Here is a 22,293-nt window from a genome sequence, read left to right as displayed (position 1 = left end):
AACCTTTACGGTTAGGTTTTTAGTTGGAAAGTAACTGGACCGTTGTTAACCAAGTGCACTTGCATGTCGGCAGCAAATTGGCCCGTTTGTACGCCCACATTGTACGCTTCACCTGCGCTGCGCATAGCTTGGCAAAACACTTCATACAGGCGCTCGGCTTCACTCGGTGTTGCGGCCGAAGAAAAGCTTGGGCGGCGGCCTTTTTGCGTGTCGGCTGCTAAGGTAAATTGCGACACAACTAACACTTCGCCACTGATATCTCGCACGTCTAAATTCATTTTATTGTCATTATCGGCAAATATTCGATAGCCAACAATACGCGCTGCAAGGCGCTGGGCTTTTTCGTCAGTGTCGCCATGCTCAACGCCAAGTAAAACCAATATACCCGGCCCGATAGTCGCAACGGCTTCGTTATCGACTATAACCTGCGCCGAACTAACGCGCTGAATTAAACCTATCATTCTTTTTGATCCTGTTCGTCATTTGCTGCTGTTTCTTCTATCGGCATTGCTTCGCTTGGTTCATGCAAATACTCTTCAATACTAGCCGCTAGCTCGGCCCCAATTAAAATAATATTCCACGACAAGTAAATCCAAACAATCATAATAGGTATGGTAGCTAAGGCGCCATAAATAAGCTGGTAGGTTGGAAAGTATTGCAAGTAAATTTGAAAGCCATTTTTGGCGGTCTCAAATAAAACGGCCGCAAGTAATGCCCCCCATATAGCATGGCGCACTTTTACCACGCGGTTAGGTACTGTTACATACAGCAGTAAAAAAGCGATAAAGGTAGAAGTAAGCGGCAATACTCGTAGCAAAAACGACTGCATGCCGCCTAAGTAGTCTGCGCCAAACACCTCTGGGCTTAATAAATAAGAACTCGCTGCAATACTCACCCCCACCAACACTGGGCCTAGGGTTAGAATCATCCAATATACGGCTAACGAAATAATCATTCGCCGGCGTTGTTCAACACGCCAAATGGTGTTCATCGACTTGTCGATAGCCGACATTAACAACAACGCCACCACAAATAAGAACACCGCCCCTACGGCTGTCATTTGGTTGGCGTTTTCTACAAACCCTTCTAAATAGTTGGTAATAGCGTCGCCACTGGTTGGTATTAGGTTCGACAGCAACATTTCCTGTACCTGTTCACGCAGCTCGGCAAACATTGGAAAAGCTGCAAACATGGCAAACACCACGGCCAACAATGGCACTAACGACAACAAAGACACATAGGTAAGATGCCCAGCGGTAACGTTAACTCGGTCTTTTAAGCAGCGTTTTAAAAAATGTTTTGAGAATGCCCAAACATGGCCGTAGCCTAGCTTTATTTTGCTCCAAGCCTGTTCAACTGCTTCTTGCCTTTTTGTCATCGCAATTCCTTGTCGATACTATTAACGTTAGGCTTAGCGTTATTCTAATATCGGTCTGGTAAGTTGATATACTCGATTACGAAATCCTGCAACATTTTGCTGAGTGCGCAACCATCCAGCTATGGCGGCACAACAATCGAGTTCGCTGTCACCTAAGTTATCGTTTTGCAAATGCGGTAACCAGTTAATAGCTAGCACTCCACCCGGCTTAACCACTTTGGCGCAGGCGGTTATAAATTGAACATCTAAACGGTCATAAACGTCGCACAACACTAAATCATACTGCGGGCCCTGCCAGCTTGTTGTTAACCATTCATAAGCTTTAGCCATAAGAATGCGTTGTTCGGGTATAACGGTGGCAGGAGCAAAGTAGTCAAAATAAAGTGAAATAACTCTAGCCGACTGTTCTAAGCATAACCAATTTAGCGTTGGGTAATGGGCCCGTGCATAAGCCATGGCACTACCACCGCCTAAGCCTAGTTCTAATACGTTACCATGCTCAGGCACTGCCGCAAGGGCCGCCAATAATGGTATTTGATGCGCTAACACCAACCTTGCGGGGTCCCGCTTGTCTTGCACCGATTGCACCGAGCCATTTAGCACTAATAGCCGATAATCTTGATTCTCAAGAACGACTAATCTAACCTCGATGCCTCCAGTCAGTGTTATTATTGTTGCTTCTTGAAGCAATTGTTCTAGCGCTTGGCCAGTTAACGGCTCTGTCACCCGTGTTCTCCCGTTATCAATATGAGAACTCAGTGTAAGCCATTGTCGTAGGAAGACCAATGTCGAAAGTTACCATAGTAATTCCACATACAGATGAAAGCTTTGAGCGCTATTACGAGCTACGTTGGCGCGTGTTACGCAAGCCATTTCACCGCCCCCGTGGATCAGAACAAGACGAATACGACCAAGTAGGCGAGCATCGCATGCTGGTGAATGAAGAAGGCCGTGCTATTGGCGTGGGCCGTATTCATTTTAACAGCCCCGACGAAGCACAAATTCGCTTTATGGCGATTGATCCTGACTACCAAGGTACCGGCCAAGGTGTTGCCTTAATTTATGCGCTCGAGTCGGCGGCCCTCGCCCAAGGTGCCAAACGCACCATAATAAACTGCCGCGATAACACCCTTGGCTTTTACCAGCGCTGTGGTTATGTGCTAAAAGAAGAGGCCAACACGGTTAAAAACCCCATGGCCGAGCACCAGCTAGTCAAAGTATTAAACAATAAAAACTATATTGTGTACCGCCCTGATTGGTGCGACGCACTGCAGAAAATATGGCACAGCGACATTCCCATTAGTAAAGCCATGGGCATTCGCATTTACCAATATACTGGCCGTACGCTTGAATTACGGGCGCCTTTGGCGCGCAACATTAACGTGCACCACACTATGTTTGCAGGCAGTATTTATACCTTAGCAACCTTAGCAGGCTGGGGCATGCTGCATTTACACATGCAGGAATTAAAAGTTAACGGCGACATTGTATTAGCTGAGGCAAACATTGAATACAAACTGCCCATTGCCGAACATGCCCGAGCCGTATCGAACTTGGTTGATGTTGAAGGAAACTTTGATAACTTACTGGAAGGTAGAAACGCCCGGCTAACCTTGTCGGTGGCGTTATATGACGGCGATGATTTCGCCGCCATGTTCACCGGGCGCTATGTAGTAAAAGCACCGCGTTAACCGCGGGCCATTTTTATTGCTGTTAACTGCGACAATTCACCACTGCGAATTAACTTAGTAATGGCAATAATGTCGGGCGAAAAGTAGCGGTCTTCTGCATAATAAGACACCTTTTCACGCACCTTTGTATAGGTTGCTTCTACCACTGGCGAACTTTTTAACGGCCGGCGGAAGTCGATACCCTGAGCTGTAGCGAGCAATTCAATTGCCACAATAGACGCTGTATTTTCAGCGATATCTTCTAGCCTGCGCGCTGCGAAAGTGGCCATCGACACATGGTCTTCTTGGTTCGCCGACGTTGGTATGCTGTCTACCGAGGCAGGGTGCGACAGGGTTTTATTTTCTGAAGCTAAAGCCGCTGCCGTTACTTGCGCCAGCATAAAGCCTGAGTTCACCCCACCATTTTCCACCAAGAAAGCTGGCAAATTACTTAATGTACGGTCAACTAATAAAGCAATTCGGCGTTCAGACAAAGAGCCTATTTCACTGCATGCCACAGCTAAGCTGTCGGCCACTAGTGCTACAGGCTCGGCATGGAAGTTACCGCCAGAAAGAATGTCGTTGTCGTCGGAAAACACCAGCGGGTTGTCGGTTACGCCATTCCCTTCTCGTTCCAAAATAATGGCGCCATTACGGATTTGATCCCAAATAGCTCCCATTACTTGTGGTTGGCAACGGAGTGAGTAAGGGTCTTGTACTTTTTCACAGTCTAAATGCGAGCTGCCTATTTCACTGCTTGCGCCTAAAATAGTGCGTAATTCTGCTGCTACATCAATTTGCCCAAGCTGGCCACGAACCTCATGAATGCGGGCGTCGAACGGGGTGCGCGAACCTAAGGCCGCTTCCACCGCCATACCACCGGCCAATAGCGCTGAACGGAACACGTCTTCAATAGCAAATAAGCCGTGTAAGGCCAATGCGGTCGACGCTTGGGTGCCGTTTAATAACGCTAAACCTTCTTTTGGCGCCAGTGTCATTGGTGCCATGCCGAGTGTTTTAAGCACGTCTGCCGAAGGTAATACTTGCCCTTGGTAGCGTATTTCACCTTCACCTAACAACGGCAGGACTAAATGCGCTAGGGGTGCTAAGTCGCCACATGCACCTACCGAGCCTTTAGAAGGTACACATGGGTAGGCTTCGTTATTGAGCAGCTCTAGTAAAAATCGCATTACTTCTGGGCGAATGCCAGAATAACCACGGGCGAGTGAGTTTATTTTAAGTACCAACATTAAGCGTACGACCGAGTCGGCCATTAGCTCGCCAACGCCTGCCGCATGAGAAAGAACAATGCGGCGCTGTAAGTCACTAAGTTGGTCTGCTGCAATACGCGTACTGGCTAACAAGCCAAAACCGGTATTAATGCCATACACAACACGGCCTTCCGCTAATACGTCGGCCACGGTTTTCGCCGCCCGCTCAATGTCCGGCCAAGCAGATTCGGTTAACGTTAATTGCACTGGAGAACGGCTAATATGGCGCATTTGAGCCAAGGTAAGTTGGCCTGGTTGTAATTCTAGTTGGTAGCTCATGGCTTTTGTGTCTCTTCAATCATAGGTAAGTCTAAGCCGCACTCTACGGCTGATTTCTTAGCAATATCGTAACCGGCGTCGGCATGGCGCATAACGCCTGTACCTGGGTCGTTCCAAAGTACGCGCTGCAAGCGTTGTTCAGCGTCGTCAGTACCGTCGGCAACAATCACTACACCCGAATGCTGTGAGTACCCCATGCCTACACCACCACCATGGTGCAAACTAACCCACGTGGCACCGCCAGCAGTGTTTAACAGCGCATTCAGTAGTGGCCAGTCGGACACGGCGTCGGAACCGTCCATCATGGCTTCTGTTTCGCGGTTCGGGCTTGCAACAGAGCCTGAGTCTAAATGATCACGGCCAATAACAATGGGGGCCTTTAGCTCGCCATTGCGTACCATTTCATTAAAGGCAACACCTAAGCGGGCACGGTCTTTTAAACCAACCCAACAAATACGCGACGGCAAGCCTTGAAAAGCAATACGCTCACGGGCCATGTCGAGCCAGTTATGCAGGTGCTTGTTGTCTGGTAGTAGCTCTTTTACTTTGGCATCGGTTTTGTAAATGTCTTCCGGATCACCCGATAACGCCACCCAACGGAATGGGCCAATGCCTTCACAGAACAGTGGGCGAATATAAGCCGGCACAAAGCCTGGGAAGTCGAAGGCATTTTCTACACCTTCGTCGTGGGCCATTTGGCGAATGTTATTGCCGTAGTCTAGCGTGGCGGCGCCGCGCTCTTGCATGGTAAGCATGGCTTTAACCTGCACGGCCATACTTTGTTTGGCGGCTTTCACTACTTTCGCTTCGTCTTCTAAACGCGCTTGCGCTGCTTGTTCATTGGTCCAGCCTTGTGGCAAATAACCATTTAAAGGGTCGTGAGCCGAAGTTTGGTCGGTGACTACGTCTGGGGTAATACCGCGTTTTACTAATTCTGCAAATACGTCGGCAGCGTTACCAAGCAAGCCAACTGAAACCGGCTTACCTTCTTTGTTTGCCTGTTCAATGCGGGCTAAGGCGCTGTCTAAATCAGCTGCTTTTTCGTCGACATAGCGGGTACGAATACGGAAGTCGATACGGGTTTCGTCCACGTCGACTGCAAGCATAGAAAAACCTGCCATAGTCGCGGCTAGTGGCTGTGCACCACCCATACCGCCTAGCCCACCTGTAAGCACCCACTTACCTGCGGCGTTACCATTAAAGTGTTGGCGAGCCACTGCACCAAAGGTTTCATAGGTACCTTGCACAATGCCTTGTGAACCAATGTAAATCCAACTACCGGCTGTCATTTGGCCGTACATCATTAAACCGGCACGGTCGAGTTCGTTAAAGTGTTCCCAGTTGGCCCACTTTGGTACTAGGTTCGAGTTAGCTATTAATACTCGTGGGGCGTTTTTATGGGTGGGGAACACCCCGACTGGTTTGCCGCTTTGTACTAATAGGGTTTCTTCGTCGGTAAGCCTGTCTAACACTTCAACTATACGGTCGTAACATTCCCAGTTGCGGGCGGCACGGCCAATACCACCGTAAACTACTAGCCCTGCAGGGTGTTCAGCCACTTCAGGATCAAGGTTATTCATCAGCATGCGTTTAGCCGCTTCTGTTTGCCAGCTCAGAGCTGTTTTTTCAGCTCCACGTGCCGCGCGAATAACACGGCTAGGGTCGATACGTGTTACTTTCATATTACACTTCTCCTTTGGTTTTTCGTGGCGAGCGGAAGGTTATGTGACCGCCCAATCTATATTTTGAGCCCGGGTGAGTTAGCGTAGCTTGGCTCACCACGCCGTCGCTGCACCAGGTGCGTCGATTAATTTGCAAACAAGGTTCTGGCTCGCTTAAACCTAGCCATTGCATAGTTTGTTGGTCGGGTAATACTGCTTCAATTTGGTGGCTTGCTTCCGTAAGCGGGGTTACCTCGCACAAATACTCATGGGGGGTGCAGGCGGTAAAGTCTTGCTGGCCGTATTCAGGCACTAAGCGCGGGTTTACATAGCGGTCTTCCACTTGTACGGGTTGGTCGTTTTCAAAATGAATGATTACCGAATGCCACACCTTGCTGCCATTTGGCACATGTAAAAACGTGGCAAGGGTAGGTGGCGCTGATACTTCTTCCATCAGCACCACTTTTGCATGGTGCTGATGCTGTCGCGTGCGTATTTCATCGGCAATATTACGAATAGTAAGCAAAGCCGACTGCGACTTTAACGGTGCCACAAAAGTGCCCGAGCCGCGGGCCCGAGTTACTAACCCTTCGTCGGCTAATTCTTGTAGCGCGCGCCGAGCGGTCATACGGCTTACATTAAATTGTCCCGCTAGGCCATTTTCTGAACTCACCGGATGGTTTTCTGGCCATTCACCACTTTCAATTTTTTGGTAAATATATTCTTTAATCTGTTCGTACTTTGACATTGCCGGCTCCACATAAAAGGCGCGTTACTTTTGCGTAGTCACTCGATTTGTTGTATATACATTAGCAAGTAAGTTTATTGTTGTCAGCTGTTCAATGAAGCTCTAAACAACTATGGTGTTTACTGCATTGAATGACTTATTTTTTATTTAGGAGTAGCTATGCCTACCTTGTTCCATAACCTCACCGTAGCCACCATGAACGACTCAAATTTGGGTTTAATTGAACAAGGCGCTTTAGTTTGCGAACACCAGCGTATTGTTTGGGTAGGAAAAGAAGCCGACTTGCCGGCACAGTGGCAGCCTTTGAAAGAGTCACCCCAAACCAATGTGAATGGTAAAGGTGGCCTGTTAACCCCCGCACTCATCGACTGCCACACCCATTTAGTGTGGGGCGGCAGCCGTGCCAATGAATTTAAACAACGGTTGCATGGGGTAAGTTACGAAGCCATTGCTGCTGCCGGCGGTGGCATACTTTCTACCGTACGCGCTACCCGGGCCGCAACCGAAGCTGAGTTGTTTGCCAGTGCGAAAGAGCGCGCCGAGGCGCTAATTGCACAAGGAGTAAGCAGTATTGAAATTAAGTCGGGCTACGGTTTAAGCCTAGACGACGAATTAAAGCAACTACGGGTAGCCCGTAAACTAGGCGAGGAATTGCCAGTACGTGTGGTAACCACATTACTTGCAGCCCACGCCTTGCCTCCTGAATATAAAGACCGTGCCGACGACTACATTACATACATTTGCGACACTATTTTGCCCGCCGCTGCGGCAGAAGGATTAGCCGACGCCGTAGACGTGTTTTGTGAAAACATTGGTTTTACCCGCCAACAAACCGAACGAGTATTTGCAGCAGCGCAGGCGCTTGGTTTACCAGTGAAGTTACATGCCGAGCAGTTAAGTGATCAAGACGGTGCCAGTTTAGTGGCCAGTTATAACGGCCTTTCGGCAGACCATTTAGAGTATTTGTCTAACAAGGGCATTGCCGCTATGGCCGCTGCCGACACTGTTGCCGTGCTGTTACCTGGCGCCTATTATTTTTTACGGGAAACCAAATTACCACCCATTGAAGCGATGCGTACCGCCGGGGTAAAAATGGCCATTGCTACCGACGCTAATCCAGGTACGTCGCCAATATTTAATTTGCCACTAATGATGCACATGGCCTGCACTTTGTTTCGCTTTACTCCAGAAGAAGCCTGGTTAGCTACCACTAAGCATGCGGCACAAGCCCTTGGCTTAACCGACACAGGTGAATTAAAGGAGGGCATGCGCGCCGACTTAGCCCTATGGCAAATTAGCGCGCCAGAAGAGTTGTGTTACGAGTTAGGTATTAACCGCTTAGTGCAACGTTGGTTTGCAGGCAGCTAAGTTATACACTGCCGGGCGGGCTTTGTTTAGCGCAATTACCGGCTGCGTTTTTCACGGCCTCGTAGCCAAGCAATAACAAGTTCGCTCAGTAGCTGCCCCGCATGCTGTATTCCTGCTTCTTCTCCGGCGGGGTGGCAGCTAGGGGCTGCTTCAGCTAAGTGTAAATAACGTGCCTCGGGTAATAAGGCCAGATCACTAACAAAACGGTAGGCTTGCCCTGGGGTAACTCCCGTGGTGTTATAAGCGCTGGCAGGGGCAAATTGAATGGCGTCGATGTCTACTTCAACCCCTAGTGGAGCATGCCAGCTTGCCGCTGTATTAGCCACTTCAGCCATGGCCGCAATAAACTCCATTTCATACAGGTGGTGAATACTGTGGTAGCGGAAGCCGGCGTCGTTTAAGTCTTTTAAGCTGGCTGCCGAATTTTTGCCTTCATGCAACGACACCACATGGTAGTGTTCTAGCGCACCTTCCACATAGGCGTAACTAAAGCCATTGCCACTATGGCGGCCTTCACGCTGACGGAAGTCGGCATGGGGGTCTAGGTTTACTGCGCCACAACTGCGCCCCGTAACTTCATGTAAGGCGGTAAGCAGCGGGTAAGCATTATTATGCCCGCCACCAATTAAAATAACGTCGTAACCGGTGGCAAATAAAGGTTTAAGCACGTGTTGAACGCGGCGATCAAGAATGCTGCATAATTCGCGTAAGCGGGTTAAATCATGGGCGTTATTAGCATTTAAGGCGGCGGCTTCTGCCATTAATTCGTCGCAGTTAACCGCACCAACAATTAGCACGTCTTGAATGGGCAGTTCGAGGGTATCTTGCAGGTTATAAAATTGGCTTTGGAAGGCATTCCAGCCACCTTCAGCTCCGCCGCGGCCTAAGTTTGCTCGCGGGCCAATGCTTTCCGGCACGCCAACAATAGCCACTTTGCAGCCCGCTGCATAAAGCTCGGTTAAACAGGCTTTGTAATCGTTGCACTGGGGTAAGCACGCTACTGCTTGGCCCAACTTAACTTCGCCGTCGCGAGGCCGCACCCACTGCTGTGGCTCGGCCCGTTGAATAAACTCAGTCACCACCGACATAAATTAGGTTACTCTATGTCTAAAGGTTCTGGCGACAAAATAACCCCAGTGTTGTCAGCATATACGTGATCTTCAGGTAAGAAAGTAACGCCGCCAAAATTAATGGCTATGTCTGACTCGCCTACGCTTTCAGAATCAGCCCCTACAGGAATAGAAGCAATGCCTTGAATTCCTAAATCGAGTTCGTCAAGGGCGTCAACATCGCGTACACAGCCGTAGCAGATAATACCTTCCCAATCATTTTCAAAGGCTATTTCGGCAATACTTATGTCTATTAATGCGCGGCGAAGTGAACCACCACCGTCAATAACTAGCACTTTGCCCTTACCATTTTGCGTAAGAACTTTTTCAATAACGCCCTTATCTTCATGGCACTTCACTGTAACCACTTGGCCACCAAAAGACGAACGACCACCGTAGTTAACAAACATTGGTTCAACCACATCGACAGCATCGGCAAACAAATCACATAGTTCAGACGTATTGTATTCCATGACTAGGTTCCTACAGTTAGGCAAGTATTAACCACCAGTATACCCCTGAACTGCTGCGGTTAAAAATAATTGCCGTGTTTATTCAAAAGTAGCTGTGCACGAACCGTAACAACCGCACTGATTGTGTTGATTTGTTGTGAATAAACCTGTTAAATCAATGTCATTACAACTATAAAAAAAAAGGTGTTCAACTTGTATGCACCCAACTAATATAGCTATAGCCAGTGCCAGCTATGCCGCGCAGACTATTCTTATGCTGGGGTTTGCGCTGTTGTTGCTGCACTATTTTCGTACCTATCGGCGTCCTTATTTACGTTTTTGGGCCTACGCAGCCATGTATTACGGTCTTGGTACCGGCTTTACTTTTTTCCGTATGGCTAGTTTTTCATGGTTACCAAGCAGCGCTCCAGTCGACTTATTTCTAAGCCATGCGCATTTATCTGGCTTTTATATTGCCCTTGTTTTGTTATGTTTTGGTGTGTTCGACATTGTTCGGCAGCAACCTCCAACACGCCCCTGGCGTTGGGTTATTTATATAGCTGCGGTTGTATTTAGCTTAAACGACTTTTCACTAACAACATCTATAACCACGCCCATTGCTGTACCTTTATTTATGCAAGAAAGAACCATGCTATTTTTAAGTGGCATGATACTCATGGCAATTAGCCTACTTATTTGGCGCTATACATTTGCTTTGCTAGGGCCACGACTAATTTCCATAGCTTTAGGCCTGCATGGAATGAAAAACCTGCTGTTGGTAGCGTTGTTTAACCAATTTTCTTTAAGTCATGTGCAAGAGTCTATTTGGGCTTACCAAGGCTTTTTCAATGTGGTGGTCCTTGCTATTACGGCACTAGGAATAACCATTTGGCTGCTTGAGTCGGAACGTCATCAAGCCATAAATGCTATGCAACAAGCCGAGTTTCTTCACCGCCACGACGCCTTAACTAAACTACCCAACCGCGGCGAACTAATGAGTAAAATGCCGCTGCTTATAGACTCATGCCGCGCTAATGGCCGCCACTTAACAATATTTATGATTGGGGTTGATCGCTTTAAAGCCATTAACGACACCCTAGGTATGCGTGGGGGCGACCGAGTGCTGATTGAAGTTAGTGAGCGCTTACGCCAATCTCCTGCGAAGCCCTTACTTGCCGCTCGTATTAGTGGCGACGTTTTTGTATTGGTATTTGATCATCTTAAACGGCTTTCCTTCATGGAAGACCTCGCGCAGCAAATTCAAACCTGCTTACAAAAAACAATGATTATTGACGGCCACGAAGTGCATTTGTCGTGCAGTTTTGGTATTGCACGTTACCCGCAACATGGTAGCCGCACCGAAGGCTTGTTAAGCAAAGCAAATATAGCCCTTGCCAATGCCAAACTTTCCAACAACCCCAGCATTATGATGTATCAACGGGGAATGGACGAAAACTATATTCGTTTAGCCGACATTGAGCCGGAATTGCGCCGCGCTATTCAAAGCGATGAGTTTTTTATTCAGCTACAGCCTATCTATAGTGGTCGTCGCCAAGCACTTAGCGCTTTTGAAGCCCTTATTCGGTGGCAACATCCTACCCGTGGTTTACTTGGGCCAGGTGAGTTTTTACCCTATGCTGAGCAGTTGGGTATGGCGTCTGAAGTAGACACTTGGGTGTTAAATCATGTGGGTAAGTTAATTTCTACTTGGCGGTTAGCAGGGGAACGCACGGTGCCTATTGCTGTTAATTTAAGCGCTCGCCAATTTACCAGTAAAGCCTTGTGCACCAACATGCGCAACTTACTGCAGAAGTACGAATTAATAGCTTCAGACATAGAGTTGGAAATTACTGAGAACGTGGCCGTGTCAGACATTAATACCGGTTTAAACGTGCTTAGTGAGCTGCAAGCCATGGGGTTCCATGTGTCGATAGACGACTTTGGCACGGGCTATTCGTCGCTATCGTATTTGCGCCGGCTACCTATTGCCAAAATAAAAATAGACCGTAGCTTTATAAGTGAAATGTTAGAAAGTGATGCCAACTTAACTATTGTTCGAACTTTAGTGCAGTTAAGTCATGGTTTGGGAAAACAAGTTATTGCTGAGGGTGTCGAAACCCATGAGCAACTGTCGGCTTTATTAGACATGGACTGTGACTCGGCCCAGGGATATTTAATGTCGCCGCCCGTAGATATACCTTTGGCCTTAGGCATACTGCAACAACACTGGAAAAACTGGGGCCAAACAAAATTCCAGCTGGTAAGTGGCAATAACCACTAACCGGCTGGAATATGCACTTACAAAATAAAGCGGCTTAGGTCTTCGTCGTCTGCTAACTCATTTAAATGTTCGTTCACATAGGCTTTATCAACCGTTAGCGAGCTACCTTCTTGTTCTGAAGCGACAAAAGACACTTCTTCCATTAGCTTTTCGAGCACCGTATGTAAGCGGCGAGCACCAATGTTTTCCGTTTTCTCGTTCACTTGCCAAGCTATTTCAGCAATGCGTCGAATGCCGTCTTCGGTAAAGTGAACACTAACACCTTCCGTGGCCATTAATGCTTTGTATTGATCCGTAAGCGACGCACTAGGCTCGGTTAAAATACTTACAAAGTCGTCTGTTGTTAAGGCTTTTAATGTTACCCGAATAGGTAAACGGCCCTGCAATTCAGGAATTAGGTCTGAAGGCTTCGACATTTGAAATGCGCCTGAAGCAATAAACAGAATATGATCAGTACGCACCATGCCGTGCTTAGTGCTTACTGTGGTACCTTCCACTAACGGTAATAAGTCGCGCTGCACTCCTTCCCGAGACACATCGGCGCCACCGCCACCGCCCATATCGGACCGGCGACAAATTTTGTCGATTTCATCAAGAAAAACAATACCATTTTGTTCTACTGCTTCAACGGCTTTCTCTTTAATTTCATCGGGATTCAATAATTTAGCGGCCTCTTCTTCGATCAGCTGCTTGAGCGCATCTTTAATTTTCATTTTACGCTTTTTGGTTTTGCCGCCCGACACATTTTGGAACATGCTTTGAAGTTGCGAGGTCATTTCTTCCATGCCTGGCGGTGCCATAATTTCTACGCCCATGCTAGCCATAGCCAAATCAACTTCTATTTCTTTGTCGTCTAGGCTGCCTTCACGCAGCTTTTTACGGAAAGTTTGCCGAGTAGCACTTTGCTCTTCGTCACTACTTCTTGGCTCGTCGCTCGTCCAGTTCTTTTTCGCTGGTGGCAACAGCACGTCGAGTATGCGGTCTTCGGCTGCGTCTTCGGCGCGGTGACGTACCCGAGCAATTTCAGTGCTACGCATAAGTTTTACAGCGGTGTCGGTTAAGTCACGAATTATCGACTCAACTTCTTTGCCCACATAACCTACTTCAGTAAACTTGGTGGCTTCAACCTTAATGAAGGGTGCATTGGCCAATTTTGCCAAACGGCGGGCAATTTCAGTTTTACCTACTCCGGTGGGGCCGATCATTAAAATGTTTTTTGGGGTAACTTCTTGGCGCAACTCTTCATTAAGCTGCATACGGCGCCAGCGATTACGCAGCGCAACCGCTACTGCTCGTTTAGCGTCTTCTTGGCCAATAATATGGCGGTTTAGTTCATCTACAATTTCACGGGGTGTCATATTCGACATAATTACTCCTTGCTTGGCTCGGCGTCTAATACTTCAATGGTGTGGAAGTTATTGGTATACACGCAAATGTCGCCTGCAATGGTTAAGCTTTTTTCAACAATATCAATGGCACCTAACTCGGTGTTTTCTAGTAACGCTCGCGCTGCCGACTGGGCAAAAGGGCCGCCCGAGCCAATAGCTATCAGGTCGTCTTCCGGCTGCACCACGTCGCCATTACCGGTGATAATTAAAGACGTGTTTTTATCGGCCACGGCCAAAAGCGCTTCTAGCCGCCGCAGCATACGATCGGTACGCCAGTCTTTAGCCAGTTCAACTGCAGCCTTAGTTAAGTTGCCTTGGTGCTTTTCTAACTTCGCTTCAAATAGCTCAAACAGCGTGAAAGCGTCGGCAGTACCGCCAGCAAAGCCTGCGATAACTTGATCTTTATATAAGCGCCGAACTTTACGAGCGTTACCTTTCATTACCGTGTTGCCTAATGAAACTTGCCCGTCGCCGCCAATGGCAACTTGGTCGCCGCGTCGAACAGAAACGATAGTGGTCATAGGGAAGTACTCCTACTTTGGGTTATACAACGCCAAAGTTTTCAGTGAATCATAGGAGTTTAGATAGGGGCTGCGACGGCTTTTTTCAATGGCCGTCGCTTTTTTCTTTGCTTTTAACTATGAAATTAGTCGGTCCAATTCCATATTTGGCAATTATTAATGCCGCCGCGCTGCAGTTTATGGGTGGTGGCTTGAGCAACCCGTTGATTTTCAAATGGCCCTAAAATAACCCGGTACCACATACCTGTTTGGCCTTGGGTAGCACGTACTTGAGCTTCCAGCCCCATAAAAGCAATTTTGGCCCGCATTTCGTCGGCATCACTTTCATTACGAAATGAAGCACACTGAATAAGCCGTGGTCGCGAAGCCGCTCGCTCTGGCACCACAACCTCAACTTCTTTATTTTCTAACTCTTCAATATAGCTCCACTGCTCTTGTGGTGGTGCTGGTAATGCTTCTTCAGTATGCGGTTGTTTCACCTGCTGGTGTACGGGTGCCGAATTACCTTGTTTTTTTAGTAACACTAACACCACTACAAACACTATTACTGCCGTAGCCGTAAGTATTAAACGTGGCAGCGACACCCTGCGATTAGGCTGGTTACGCACCGCTCCGGTTTTTGGCTTAGCAGCAGGCCCTTGACGTTTTTTGGGAGCCACACGGCGCTTAGGCGGCTTCTTTTTTGCATAATCAACAGCCACAGCTTACATCCGCTCTAAGGTTTCAATGCCCAATAGCGACAAGCCTTTTTCTAGCGTGCGTTGGGTTAAAGCCGCTAGCTTTAAGCGGCTCTGTTTTAAGGCCTCATCGTCGGCATTAAGTATAGGGCAAGCTTCGTAAAACGATGAAAACGTGCCTGCTAATTCAAATAAGTACCCACATAAATAATGCGGCATACCTTTACTACCCACGCTGGCAATAATTTCAGGGAAGCGAGCTAACTTGTTGGCTAAGGCTTGATCTTGCTCAGTGGCTAGTTGAATCGTACCTGTTAACGATACAGGTTCAATTCCTGCCCGTTGGAACACACTCTTTACGCGGGTGTTGGCATACAGCAAGTACGGGGCTGTATTGCCTTCGAAGCTCAGCATGGTGTCCCAGTCGAACATATAGTCGCTAGTACGGTTTTTCGATAAGTCGGCGTATTTTACCGAAGCAATACCTACTACCCGGGCAATGTCTGCTTGTTCCGCGGCGCTCAAGTCTGAGCCTTTACTGGCAATAAGCTCTAGCGCACGGCGCTCGGCTTCGTCGAGTAAGTCGGCCAGTTTCGTTACCCCACCGTCGCGGCTTTTATATGGGCGGCCGTCTTTACCCAACACCATGCCAAAGCCTAAATGTTCTAGGCTAACGTTATCCTTGGCATAACCAGCCTTACGGCTTACATTGAATATTTGCGCAAAGTGCAATGCTTGGCGCGCATCGGTAACATAAATAATGCGCGTAGCGTTTAAAGTATCGGTGCGATAACGCACCGCGGCTAAGTCGGTGGTGGCATATAAATAACCACCATCTTTTTTCTGCACAATAACGGGCAATGGCTCGCCTTCTTTGCCTTTAAATTCGTCTAGAAACACACATTGGGCACCTTGGTCTTCTACCAATAAGCCTTTTTCACGTAAGTCGGTAATAATAGACGCCAGTTCATTGTTATAGGCACTTTCCGCCATCACGTCGGCATGGGTCAGTTGCACGCCTAAACGGTCGTAAACGGTTTGGCAGTGTTCCATCGAAGTGTCGATAAATATTTGCCAAAGCTTCAAGCAATAAGCGTCGCCACCTTGCAGCTTCACAACCAGCTGGCGAGCCCGATCAGCAAAGCCTTTTTCTTCGTCGAAGCGGGTTTTGGCTGCTTTATAAAAGGTTTCTAAGTCGGCTAGCTCTAGCGTTTCAGTTGCTTGTTCCTTAAGCTCGTCTTCCATGTGCGCCAGCAACATTCCGAATTGCGTGCCCCAGTCGCCCACGTGGTTTTGTGGAATTACCTTATGGCCTTGTAAGCTAAGGGTACGGGCTACAGCGTCGCCAATAATCGTAGAGCGCAAATGGCCCACATGCATTTCTTTAGCTAGGTTTGGCGACGAGTAGTCGATCACTACGGTGTCGGGCTGTGCGGCCACAGGCACGCCTAAATTGTCGTCGGCCCAAGCGGCTTCAAGTTGCTCGATCAGCTGGTTTTTATTCACGCTAAAGTTAATAAAACCTGGGCCAGCAATATCGCTTTTCTCTAGCAACGGGTTTTCTGGCAGTGCCGCAATAATGGCTTCTGCCAACGCGCGTGGGTTCATGCCCGCTGGCTTGGCCAACATTAATGCGAGGTTAGTTGCGAAGTCGCCATGACTTTTGTCGCGCGGACGGTCAAGCACAATGCGTGGCGTGACAGTTGCGGGCAAAGTACCATTTGCAATTAAAGTGTCAATTGCTGCTGTTAATAGGGCTTCTAGTTGTTCTCTCATGGCGCGGGCCATACCTCGTATAATTAATGCGAATAAAATGCGTGTATAAAAATTCAAAGATAATGATTTAAAAGCAGTAGCCTAGTTTAATCGTTACTGGCCATAAAAAACACCGTCAGTTAAGCGAAATCTTGTGGGTCGATGTCGAGCGACCAACGGGCCTTACGTGTTTCTGGCAGCTTTTCTAGTGTTGGCAACAATTGTTTCAACCAACTATGCAGTGGTGCTCGCTGCTCTGCATGTAATAATAACTGATATCGATAGCGGCCTGCACGCCGCCCCAATGGTGCCGACATGGGGCCAATAACAGTAACCTCTGGGTGCTGATTTAAATAGCCCGCCATTGCTTTTAATACCGCTTCCGCGGCGTCACGTTTGGTGGCTTCAGCGCGCAACAATGCCATAGCTGCATAGGGTGGTAACAACGCTTGCTGCCGCTCTTCAAGCGCAGCGGCGGCAAAGTCTCGGTAACCGTTGTTCACCAGCTCTTGAATAAGCGGGTGTTCAGGGTGGTGGGTTTGTAATACCACGGTGCCCGGCTTTTCTGCTCGCCCAGCACGGCCCGCAACTTGCAAATACAATTGCGCTAACCGTTCTGGGGCGCGAAAGTCGGAACTATACAATGCGCCATCAACATCAAGTAATGACACCAAAGTAACATGGGGAAAGTGGTGCCCTTTGGCCAACATTTGGGTGCCAATTAAAATAGAGAACTTGCCATTGGCCGCGTCTTGTAATGCTTGCTCTAACTGGCCTTTCTTCCGCGTGCTGTCGCGGTCGATACGCAACGCTTCATAACCAGGGAAGTGCTTAGCAATGGCTTCTTCTAACTGCTCGGTGCCTAAGCCTTGTGAAATAACCTGGGTGCTGCCGCAGTCGCCACACTGGCGCGGTATTCTTCGTTGCCCACCGCAGTGGTGACATTGCAACATGTGTTCTTGTTGGTGCAAGGTCATATTCGCTTGGCAACGATCGCACTCCGACGTCCAACCACACTCGTGGCAGAGTAACGCACTGGCATAACCACGGCGGTTTAAAAACAGTAGTACCTGATTACCCGCTTGCAAATGTTTGGCCATGGTGGCTAACAGTTGATCAGACAAGCCCTGGTGTAAACGCTGCTGCTTTAAGTCGATGACCGCATGGTGAGCCAGTTTGGCCCCGCCGGCACGGTTACTTAATAATAAATGCTGATAGCGCCGTGCTTTGGCATTGGCCAGCGACTCGAGCGAAGGTGTGGCCGAGCCTAAAATTAAACCAAAACCTTCTTGATAAGCGCGCTTTACGGCTAAGTCGCGGGCATTATAACGGAAACCGTCTTGCTGTTTAAAGGAACTGTCGTGCTCCTCATCAAGAATCATTAAACCAATGTTTTTGCAGGGCGTGAAAATAGCTGAACGAGTGCCAATAATAATGGCAGCGCCGCCATCTCGAGCCTGCAGCCAAGACTGTAGCCGCTCACTGTCGGTTAAGCCGGAATGCAACGACACAATGGGCACTTCAAAACGCTGTTCGAAGCGAGCCACGGTTTGCGGAGTTAAACCAATTTCTGGCACTAACACCACCACTTGTTCGCCCCGTTTTAGCACCGTTTCCATTGCTTGCAGGTATACTTCTGTTTTACCGCTGCCGGTTACTCCGTCGAGCAACCACACTTTCGCTTCTTTGCGCTCAATAGGCCCCGACATTGCGCCAACTGCCGCTGCCTGCTCTTCATTTAATATTAATGCACCATGGGCACCTTCACACTGCCACGCACTGGGCTTTAGCTCTAATTGTTCAGCGCTTACCCAGCCTTTATCGAGCAGGCTTTTTACGGTACTACTAGGTATGTCTAGCGCCCGCACCCCATCTGCATGCATAGCACCACGTTGTAGCGCGGCTATAAATCGTTGTTGTTGAGGCGCACGATTAAGTGCACTTAATACTTGTTCACGGCCCAATTCAGTAAGTTGGTAACGGGTGGTGGTGGCGTAACTAGGTAGTTGCCCCTGACGTACCAAACCTGGTGCAGCATGGCTTAGTACATCGCCAATGGGGTGATGATAATAACGTGCGGCCCATTGCAGCAAGTTCCACATACTGTCTGGCCATAAGGGTGCCGTGTCTAACACTTCTATTACGTCTTTTAGTTGTGTTTCCGCCACTTCCGGCGTGACATTTGTTGCTAGCACAAAACCAATAAGCTGCCGCTGCCCGAAAGGCACCCGAACGCGCACCCCTTCGCTTGGCAAAGCTGCGCTTGCCGGTAGGCGATAATCAAAAAGTTGGCGCATTGGCACCGGTAATGCTACGCGTACATACCGTATCGACACGAGTTTAGTTCCTGCAGTGAGATCACGCTTATGCTACCTGCTATGCAGATTGAAAGAAATGCACAAAGGAATAACAAGGCCCTTGATCCTTCTGCGCAGCTGATATAAGATCCGCGCTCATTTTATTCTAAGGTAGCGATGCTACTTAAACACGTATGGTGTTCGTGGAAAGCACGGATGGCGATGCGGCCCGAAATATTCGAGGTAACCCTAATGCAAAAAGATATCCACCCTAAGTACGAAGCAATTAACGTAACTTGCTCGTGCGGACACAAATTCGAAACTCGTTCAACCCGTTGTTCAGACATGCACATCGACGTTTGTTCAGAGTGTCACCCGTTCTACACTGGTAAGCAGAAAAACGTAGACTCAGGTGGACGTGTAGACAAGTTCAAGCAACGTTTCGGTTCACTTAAGTCTAAATAAGCTTCGCTTATTTTGCTAAGGCCCTGCACTGGGCGCCGCAATACGCTGTAAAATTAAAACGCCGCAAACAAGCTATATTGTTCGCGGCGTTTTTGTAGGTATAAAACCACTTATTTTTAAGCAGCACCCTTCTCTAGCGTTAATAGCCAAGCAAATACGTCGTCATCGGCCATCATCACGTCAAATTCACCCACTGCGCCTACTTTTTTGGCTGCAGTAATCAATTTTTTCACTTGGGTTTCAGTTTTCGCTGCTGCGGCCATGTCTTGCATACGTAATATATGGCTAGCAAGTAACTGATATTGAATGTTTAAGTCGTGCATTGCTTGGCTTGCTTCGGCGGCTGTTTTAGGCTCGCTTACCAGTTGCATAACACGATTACCAACATCTGCTACCCACATTTGCTCGTCTTCTTTTTTATATTTATCTTGAATGTGATACAGCAACCATTCTACGGTTTTACCCGCCGCCTGACCTTCTTGTGTGGCTTGGTAAGCTTGAATGTCTAGGCTTCTTAGGGCTTGGCTGGCCATGCGTAAATATAAGTCGGCCTGAATAAATAACGGTGTTTCATGCAGAATGTACTGCAACACCTGAATACCCGTTTCCGTTGATTTATGCACCGTCGATTTTTTGTGGTGACCCATCATAATAAAACGTCCGCCTGGTTTTAACACCCGCATAATTTCATTCAGAACTTCTTTTTCGTCACCATATTCAAAAGCAAACTGGCTTACTACACAGTCAACTGAAGCGTCTGCAAAGGGCATGGCGCTCATATCTGTTTTAGAGTGAAACTCGATACCGTCGAAGCGCCCTTTTAAACTTTCATTCGCTGCTTCAAGGTCTTTGGGAGCGATGTCAGCGGCGTCGACACCATGCAGCTGCCAGTTTAATTTTTCAGCTTGGCGATAGTCGTTCAATAATACCGCTAACGCGCCATTACCGGTACCAATGTCGACAATAACGGCATCGTTCGCTAAACCCTTTACTGCGTCTACCCAAAAGTCTTTGACTTCACCGCTATAGCCTTGTGCAGCAGCACCTTCAGAAAAACTACTTAACGAGCTGCTTGCACGCCAAAACTGGCTCCAATGTTTCATGTTTACTTCCACCTAATTCGACTTGAGTCGTACGTTAAAGAAAAAATTGCCGATCTGTTGCCGGCTTCAGGCTATTAACAAGGAAGTTACAATACCGAGGTGAGGCCCATCTCGCAAGTGTTACCGCACTGTTAGCTAACAAGAAATAGCCGCTTTGCTACTAACTGCATTGGTATGATATGTTTTTTCACCAAAAGTACCTACACTAAGGGCTTATCTATTCTTAATGCCTAAGGACTTGCTACGCTCATGACAGACCCTAAAGACGCATTCAAACAACAGGCTCTTGATTACCACGAATTTCCACGCCCAGGTAAAATAAGCGTTGAACTTACCACGGCTGCTGAAAGTGCTAAAGACTTAGCCTTGGCTTACAGCCCTGGGGTTGCCGAGCCAGTACGCGCTATTGCTGAAAACTCAGATAACGCCTATCGCTATACCGCCAAAGGAAACTTGGTTGGTGTTATCAGCAACGGCACCGCTATTTTAGGCTTAGGTAATTTAGGCCCTCTAGCATCGAAGCCCGTTATGGAAGGTAAGGCGTTGTTATTTAAACGCTTTGCTGGCATAGACGCGATCGACATTGAAGTTACTCACCGCACCACACAAGACTTCATTAACACTGTAGCTAATATTGCTGAAACCTTTGGTGGTATTAACTTAGAAGACATTAAAGCACCGGAATGCTTTGAAATTGAAAATGCCCTGATTGAACGGTGCAATATTCCAATTTTCCACGACGACCAGCATGGTACCGCCATAGTTACTGCGGCGGGCATTTTGAACGCCTTAGAAATTTGCAATAAAGCCATTAACGACGTGCAAATTGTTTGCATGGGTGCAGGTGCCGCAGCTATCGCTTGTATGGAACTGCTTATAAAGTGTGGTGCCCAACGCGAAAATATTTACATGCTCGACTCGAAAGGGGTTATTCATACCCGCCGCACCGACCTGAACGAATATAAGCAGCTGTTTGCTAACAACACCGACAAGCGCACATTGCAAGAAGTAATTCGTCATGCGGATGTGTTTTTAGGTGTGTCTGGCCCTGACTTGTTAACCGCCGATGACTTGCGCCTCATGGCAGCTAACCCGGTGGTATTAGCTTGTTCAAACCCTGACCCAGAAATTCGCCCTGAAGTGGCACTTGCTGCCCGCGACGACGTAATTATGGCAACAGGCCGATCGGACTACCCAAACCAAGTGAATAACGTGCTTTGCTTTCCGTTTATTTTCCGTGGTGCACTCGACGTGCGCGCCAGCGCCATTAATGATGAAATGAAAATAGCTGCAGTAGAAGCTATTCGCCAGTTAGCAAAAGAACCCGTGCCAGAAAGCGTATTGGTTTCGGCAGGCGTAGACAAGCTGGTATTTGGTCCCGAATATATAATTCCTAAGCCCATGGACCCACGCTTGTGTCAGCGCGTAGCGCGGGCTGTGGCTGAAGCTGCGGTTGCGTCTGGCGTTGCCCGCATTGATCTGCCGAAAAACTACATGGCTGACTAACCTTCGTCTAAATCTAGGCTCATGGTGTCTTCAAATAATTCTTCTGGTCCAATTTCAATACCTTGGGCCTGAAGAATTTCACGCACCCGTGCTGGCACTCGGTACGGGTTGTCTTTTCTTAAGTCGTCGTCGGTTGGCAATGGCTGTCCGGTGAAAGCATGTAAAAAGGCTTCGCATAACAATTCACTGTTGGTGGCATGGCGCAAGTTATTCACTTGCCTACGCGTACGCTCGTCGGTTAAAACTTTCAATACCCGCAGCGGAATAGAAACGGTTACCTTTTTAACTTGCTCGGCTTTCTTTCCATGCTCTGCATAAGGATAAATATAATCACCATTCCACTTCATTGGTTAAACCTCCGGTA

Annotated in this window: 20 protein-coding genes; 5 read left to right on the top strand and 15 right to left on the bottom strand. The window is 48.1% G+C overall.

All coding sequences use genetic code 11. The annotated features are described in order from the left end of the window. Positions 1-11: 11 nt before the first annotated feature. The 3 genes from dtd to M1L23_RS13975 are packed head-to-tail and all read right to left on the bottom strand — an operon-like array spanning position 12 to position 2,104. The gene (gene dtd, locus M1L23_RS13985) at positions 12-461 is read right to left on the bottom strand and encodes a D-aminoacyl-tRNA deacylase (protein WP_252628053.1); all 450 of its coding nucleotides are present in this window, start codon (positions 459-461) and stop codon (positions 12-14) included. Then, positions 458-1,378 carry a virulence factor BrkB family protein gene (locus tag M1L23_RS13980; RefSeq protein ID WP_252628052.1) on the bottom strand — a complete coding sequence of 307 codons (921 nt, stop codon included), beginning with the start codon at positions 1,376-1,378 and terminating at the stop codon, positions 458-460. Before M1L23_RS13980 ends, dtd begins: the two co-directional genes overlap by 4 nt. 39 nt (positions 1,379-1,417) lie before the next feature. Continuing rightward, positions 1,418-2,104 carry a spermidine synthase gene (locus tag M1L23_RS13975; RefSeq protein WP_252628051.1) on the bottom strand — a complete coding sequence of 229 codons (687 nt, stop codon included), beginning with the start codon at positions 2,102-2,104 and terminating at the stop codon, positions 1,418-1,420. Between the two features lie 59 nt (positions 2,105-2,163). Here M1L23_RS13975 and M1L23_RS13970 point away from each other — a divergent pair, with 59 nt between their 5' ends. Then, complete coding sequence (locus M1L23_RS13970; RefSeq protein ID WP_252628050.1) at positions 2,164-3,069, top strand: bifunctional GNAT family N-acetyltransferase/hotdog fold thioesterase; 906 nt, start codon at positions 2,164-2,166, stop codon at positions 3,067-3,069. Here the strand turns inward: M1L23_RS13970 and hutH are convergent. Genes hutH through hutC form a run of 3 tightly spaced genes read right to left on the bottom strand, consistent with a single transcriptional unit; the run spans position 3,066 to position 7,007 of the window. Next, positions 3,066-4,598 (bottom strand): histidine ammonia-lyase, encoded by a 1,533-nt coding sequence (gene hutH / locus M1L23_RS13965; protein ID WP_252628049.1) that lies wholly within the window; start codon positions 4,596-4,598, stop codon positions 3,066-3,068. The two genes, M1L23_RS13970 and hutH, sit on opposite strands and share 4 nt — an antisense overlap. Further along, on the bottom strand, positions 4,595-6,280 hold the full coding sequence (gene hutU / locus M1L23_RS13960; protein WP_252628048.1) for a urocanate hydratase: 1,686 nt from the start codon (positions 6,278-6,280) through the stop codon (positions 4,595-4,597). The genes hutH and hutU overlap by 4 nt, the downstream gene beginning before the upstream one ends. Before the next feature lies 1 nt (position 6,281). Next, positions 6,282-7,007 (bottom strand): histidine utilization repressor, encoded by a 726-nt coding sequence (gene hutC / locus M1L23_RS13955; RefSeq protein ID WP_252628047.1) that lies wholly within the window; start codon positions 7,005-7,007, stop codon positions 6,282-6,284. Between the two features lie 159 nt (positions 7,008-7,166). Here hutC and hutI point away from each other — a divergent pair, with 159 nt between their 5' ends. Beyond that, on the top strand, positions 7,167-8,375 hold the full coding sequence (hutI, locus tag M1L23_RS13950) for an imidazolonepropionase (RefSeq protein ID WP_252628046.1): 1,209 nt from the start codon (positions 7,167-7,169) through the stop codon (positions 8,373-8,375). 35 nt (positions 8,376-8,410) lie between these two features. Here the strand turns inward: hutI and M1L23_RS13945 are convergent, their stop codons facing one another. Further along, positions 8,411-9,463: a formimidoylglutamase gene (locus M1L23_RS13945; protein ID WP_252628045.1), complete on the bottom strand. Its 1,053-nt coding sequence runs from the start codon at positions 9,461-9,463 to the stop codon at positions 8,411-8,413. 8 nt (positions 9,464-9,471) lie between these two features. After that, on the bottom strand, positions 9,472-9,957 hold the full coding sequence (gene rraA / locus M1L23_RS13940; RefSeq protein ID WP_252628044.1) for a ribonuclease E activity regulator RraA: 486 nt from the start codon (positions 9,955-9,957) through the stop codon (positions 9,472-9,474). A 196-nt stretch (positions 9,958-10,153) separates the two neighbouring features. Between rraA and M1L23_RS13935 the strand changes: the two genes are divergently transcribed. Next, positions 10,154-12,217: a putative bifunctional diguanylate cyclase/phosphodiesterase gene (locus M1L23_RS13935; protein ID WP_252628043.1), complete on the top strand. Its 2,064-nt coding sequence runs from the start codon at positions 10,154-10,156 to the stop codon at positions 12,215-12,217. A 17-nt stretch (positions 12,218-12,234) separates the two neighbouring features. Here M1L23_RS13935 and hslU read toward each other — a convergent pair whose 3' ends face one another. The 5 genes from hslU to priA form a co-directional block, all read right to left on the bottom strand. Beyond that, positions 12,235-13,584 carry an HslU--HslV peptidase ATPase subunit gene (hslU, locus tag M1L23_RS13930; protein WP_252628042.1) on the bottom strand — a complete coding sequence of 450 codons (1,350 nt, stop codon included), beginning with the start codon at positions 13,582-13,584 and terminating at the stop codon, positions 12,235-12,237. A gap of 2 nt (positions 13,585-13,586) precedes the next feature. Beyond that, complete coding sequence (gene hslV / locus M1L23_RS13925) at positions 13,587-14,126, bottom strand: ATP-dependent protease subunit HslV (protein WP_252628041.1); 540 nt, start codon at positions 14,124-14,126, stop codon at positions 13,587-13,589. A 125-nt stretch (positions 14,127-14,251) separates the two neighbouring features. Then, positions 14,252-14,827 (bottom strand): SPOR domain-containing protein, encoded by a 576-nt coding sequence (locus M1L23_RS13920; RefSeq protein ID WP_252628040.1) that lies wholly within the window; start codon positions 14,825-14,827, stop codon positions 14,252-14,254. A 3-nt stretch (positions 14,828-14,830) separates the two neighbouring features. Further along, positions 14,831-16,579: an arginine--tRNA ligase gene (argS, locus tag M1L23_RS13915; RefSeq protein WP_252628039.1), complete on the bottom strand. Its 1,749-nt coding sequence runs from the start codon at positions 16,577-16,579 to the stop codon at positions 14,831-14,833. Positions 16,580-16,698: 119 nt separating this feature from the next. Then, a complete protein-coding gene (priA, locus tag M1L23_RS13910; protein ID WP_252628038.1) occupies positions 16,699-18,894 on the bottom strand; it encodes a primosomal protein N' in 2,196 nt (731 codons plus the stop codon). Between the two features lie 213 nt (positions 18,895-19,107). On the opposite strand from priA, the gene rpmE reads away from it, so the two are divergent. After that, the gene (gene rpmE, locus M1L23_RS13905; RefSeq protein ID WP_252628037.1) at positions 19,108-19,320 is read left to right on the top strand and encodes a 50S ribosomal protein L31; all 213 of its coding nucleotides are present in this window, start codon (positions 19,108-19,110) and stop codon (positions 19,318-19,320) included. Between the two features lie 116 nt (positions 19,321-19,436). Here the strand turns inward: rpmE and M1L23_RS13900 are convergent, their stop codons facing one another. Beyond that, positions 19,437-20,423 carry a class I SAM-dependent methyltransferase gene (locus tag M1L23_RS13900; protein ID WP_252628036.1) on the bottom strand — a complete coding sequence of 329 codons (987 nt, stop codon included), beginning with the start codon at positions 20,421-20,423 and terminating at the stop codon, positions 19,437-19,439. A gap of 249 nt (positions 20,424-20,672) precedes the next feature. Between M1L23_RS13900 and M1L23_RS13895 the strand changes: the two genes are divergently transcribed. Then, positions 20,673-21,929 (top strand): malic enzyme-like NAD(P)-binding protein, encoded by a 1,257-nt coding sequence (locus M1L23_RS13895; RefSeq protein ID WP_252628035.1) that lies wholly within the window; start codon positions 20,673-20,675, stop codon positions 21,927-21,929. Here M1L23_RS13895 and metJ read toward each other — a convergent pair. Beyond that, positions 21,926-22,276, bottom strand: coding sequence for a met regulon transcriptional regulator MetJ (gene metJ / locus M1L23_RS13890; protein WP_252628034.1), 351 nt, complete (start codon positions 22,274-22,276; stop codon positions 21,926-21,928). The genes M1L23_RS13895 and metJ overlap by 4 nt on opposite strands. Between the last annotated feature and the right edge of the window lie 17 nt (positions 22,277-22,293).

This window comes from Aliidiomarina quisquiliarum, assembly GCF_023922585.1.
GTDB lineage: Bacteria > Pseudomonadota > Gammaproteobacteria > Enterobacterales > Alteromonadaceae > Aliidiomarina > Aliidiomarina quisquiliarum.
The sequence above is the reverse complement of the archived record's forward strand: the minus strand, read 5'-3'. Positions and strand labels throughout refer to the sequence as shown.

Excerpts from the sequence above, each read along its gene's own strand:
- dtd (WP_252628053.1), bottom strand. The coding sequence starts at position 461 with ATGATAGGTTTAATTCAGCGCGTTAGTTCGGCGCAGGTTATAGTCGAT.
- M1L23_RS13980 (WP_252628052.1), bottom strand. The coding sequence starts at position 1,378 with ATGACAAAAAGGCAAGAAGCAGTTGAACAGGCTTGGAGCAAAATAAAG.
- M1L23_RS13970 (WP_252628050.1), top strand. The coding sequence starts at position 2,164 with ATGTCGAAAGTTACCATAGTAATTCCACATACAGATGAAAGCTTTGAG.
- hutH (WP_252628049.1), bottom strand. The coding sequence starts at position 4,598 with ATGAGCTACCAACTAGAATTACAACCAGGCCAACTTACCTTGGCTCAA.
- hutU (WP_252628048.1), bottom strand. The coding sequence starts at position 6,280 with ATGAAAGTAACACGTATCGACCCTAGCCGTGTTATTCGCGCGGCACGT.
- hutC (WP_252628047.1), bottom strand. The coding sequence starts at position 7,007 with ATGTCAAAGTACGAACAGATTAAAGAATATATTTACCAAAAAATTGAA.
- hutI (WP_252628046.1), top strand. The coding sequence starts at position 7,167 with ATGCCTACCTTGTTCCATAACCTCACCGTAGCCACCATGAACGACTCA.
- M1L23_RS13945 (WP_252628045.1), bottom strand. The coding sequence starts at position 9,463 with ATGTCGGTGGTGACTGAGTTTATTCAACGGGCCGAGCCACAGCAGTGG.
- rraA (WP_252628044.1), bottom strand. The coding sequence starts at position 9,957 with ATGGAATACAATACGTCTGAACTATGTGATTTGTTTGCCGATGCTGTC.
- M1L23_RS13935 (WP_252628043.1), top strand. The coding sequence starts at position 10,154 with ATGCACCCAACTAATATAGCTATAGCCAGTGCCAGCTATGCCGCGCAG.
- hslU (WP_252628042.1), bottom strand. The coding sequence starts at position 13,584 with ATGTCGAATATGACACCCCGTGAAATTGTAGATGAACTAAACCGCCAT.
- hslV (WP_252628041.1), bottom strand. The coding sequence starts at position 14,126 with ATGACCACTATCGTTTCTGTTCGACGCGGCGACCAAGTTGCCATTGGC.
- argS (WP_252628039.1), bottom strand. The coding sequence starts at position 16,579 with ATGAGAGAACAACTAGAAGCCCTATTAACAGCAGCAATTGACACTTTA.
- rpmE (WP_252628037.1), top strand. The coding sequence starts at position 19,108 with ATGCAAAAAGATATCCACCCTAAGTACGAAGCAATTAACGTAACTTGC.
- M1L23_RS13900 (WP_252628036.1), bottom strand. The coding sequence starts at position 20,423 with ATGAAACATTGGAGCCAGTTTTGGCGTGCAAGCAGCTCGTTAAGTAGT.
- M1L23_RS13895 (WP_252628035.1), top strand. The coding sequence starts at position 20,673 with ATGACAGACCCTAAAGACGCATTCAAACAACAGGCTCTTGATTACCAC.
- metJ (WP_252628034.1), bottom strand. The coding sequence starts at position 22,276 with ATGAAGTGGAATGGTGATTATATTTATCCTTATGCAGAGCATGGAAAG.